1 protein-coding gene is annotated in these 2,503 nt (G+C 64.6%); it reads left to right on the top strand.

All coding sequences use genetic code 11. From position 1 onward, the window contains the following. On the top strand, positions 1-2,241 hold a 2,241-nt coding region (locus WAW85_RS13690), incomplete at its 5' end, for an ATP-dependent Clp protease ATP-binding subunit (protein WP_422560154.1). Between the last annotated feature and the right edge of the window lie 262 nt (positions 2,242-2,503).

The following is a 2,503-nucleotide window of genomic DNA, read 5'->3' as shown; positions in this document are numbered from 1 at the left end:
CACAACTACATCGGCACCGAGCACATTTTGCTCGGTTTGATTCGCGAGGGCGAGGGCGTCGCCGCCCAGGTCCTGGTGAAGCTGGGTGCCGACCTCAATAGCGTGCGCCAGCAGGTGATCCAGCTCTTGTCCGGCTATCAGGGTAAGGAACCGGAGACGGCGGGCACCGGCGGACGCTCGTCTGATTCGGGCACCCCGTCGACGTCGCTGGTCCTCGACCAGTTCGGCCGGAACCTCACCGCCGCCGCCGGCGAGGGCAAGCTCGACCCGGTGATCGGCCGGGAGAAGGAAGTCGAGCGGGTCATGCAGGTGCTGAGCCGCCGCACCAAGAACAATCCGGTCCTCATCGGTGAGCCGGGCGTCGGCAAGACTGCCGTCGTCGAGGGCCTCGCCCAGGCGATCGTGGCGGGCAACGTCCCCGAGACGCTCAAGGACAAGCAGCTGTACACCCTGGACCTCGGGTCCTTGGTGGCAGGCAGCCGGTACCGTGGCGACTTCGAAGAACGCCTGAAGAAGGTACTCAAGGAGATCAATACCCGCGGCGACATCATCCTGTTTATCGACGAGCTGCATCAGCTGGTCGGTGCGGGTGCGGCCGAAGGGGCGATTGACGCCGCCTCGATTCTGAAGCCGAAGCTGGCGCGCGGTGAACTGCAGACCATCGGTGCCACCACGATCGACGAGTACCGCAAGTACATCGAGAAGGATGCGGCGCTGGAGCGTCGCTTCCAGCCGGTGCAGGTCGGTGAGCCTTCCGTGGAGCACACCATCGAGATCCTGAAGGGGCTGCGCGACCGTTACGAGCAGCACCACAAGGTGTCCATCACCGATTCCGCGCTGGTCGCGGCCGCGACCTTGGCCGATCGCTACATTAACGACCGGTTCCTGCCGGACAAGGCGATCGATCTGATCGACGAGGCGGGTGCGCGCATGCGTATCCGTCGGATGACCGCACCGCCAGACCTGCGCGAGTTCGACGATCGCATCGCCGACGCGCGCAAGGAGAAGGAGTCGGCGATCGACGCGCAGGACTTCGAGAAGGCCGCGAGTCTCCGCGATAAGGAGAAGCAGCTCACCGCCGAGCGTGGCGAGCGGGAGAAGCAGTGGCGTGCCGGGGACCTCGACGTCGTGGCGGAGGTCAACGACGAGGAGATCGCTGAAGTTCTCGGGAACTGGACCGGTATTCCGGTATTCAAGCTCACCGAGGAGGAGACGAGTCGTCTGCTCCGTATGGAGGACGAGCTGCACAAGCGGATCATCGGCCAGGAGGACGCCGTCAAGGCGGTCTCGCGCGCGATCCGCCGTACCCGCGCGGGTCTGAAGGACCCCAAGCGCCCGTCCGGCTCGTTCATCTTCGCCGGCCCGTCCGGTGTGGGTAAGACCGAGCTTTCCAAGGCGCTGGCGAATTTCCTGTTCGGTGAGGACGACGCGCTCATCCAGATCGATATGAGCGAGTTCCATGACCGGTTCACCGCATCGCGGTTGTTCGGTGCGCCTCCCGGCTACGTCGGTTACGACGAGGGTGGTCAGCTCACCGAGAAGGTACGCCGCAAGCCGTTCTCGGTCGTGCTGTTCGACGAGATTGAGAAGGCCCATCCGGAGATCTACAACACCCTGTTGCAGGTCCTTGAGGACGGTCGCCTCACCGACGGTCAGGGTCGTACGGTCGACTTCAAGAACACGGTGCTGATCTTCACCTCGAACCTGGGCACCCGGGATATCTCGAAGGCCGTCGGCATGGGCTTCTCCAAGGGCGACGGCAGCGGCTCGAACTACGACCGGATGAAGCTGAAGGTCAACGACGAGCTGAAGAAGCACTTCCGCCCGGAGTTCCTGAACCGTATCGACGATGTGATCGTCTTCCACCAGCTGACGAAGGATGAGATCGTCTCGATGGTCGATCTGATGATCGCCCGGGTTGAGCAGCAGCTGAAGGCCAAGGACATGGATCTGGAGCTGACGGAGAAGGCGAAGAGCCTGCTCGCTAAGCGCGGCTTCGATCCGGTGCTGGGTGCGCGGCCGCTGCGTCGCACCATCCAGCGGGAGATCGAGGACCAGCTGTCGGAGAAGATCTTGTTCAACGAGATTGGTGCCGGTCAGATCATCCTGATCGACGTCGAAGGCTGGGATGGCGAGGGCGACGACGACGGTGCCAAGTTCACCTTCGTCGGCACTGAGCGTCCGCGCGCGGTGCCCGACACCCCCGAGTTGGCTGAGGCCACCGAGGGCGAGCCGAGCTGACGCGGGTCTACTGACCGCGCTGGTCTGAAGCGACAAGGCGCGGGGCGACCGGGGTCACCGGTCGCCCCGCGTTTTTGCGTGTGCGAGGATTCTGTGGACGGCGCGCAGAGGCGTGGCCGGACACAGATGTAGGGGAGTCACTCTCGATGACATATGGACCGCAGAACCCGGGTCAGCCCGGGCAGTTCCCGCCCGGACCGCCTCCGCAGGGCCTGCCGGGACAACCTCCGCAGTACCCGGGCGCCTACGCGCCCGCACCGGC

The organism is Gordonia sp. (in: high G+C Gram-positive bacteria), from assembly GCF_049299075.1.
GTDB lineage: Bacteria > Actinomycetota > Actinomycetes > Mycobacteriales > Mycobacteriaceae > Gordonia.
Note: the sequence above shows the minus strand (reverse complement) of the source record. Positions and strands in the feature narration are given on the sequence as shown.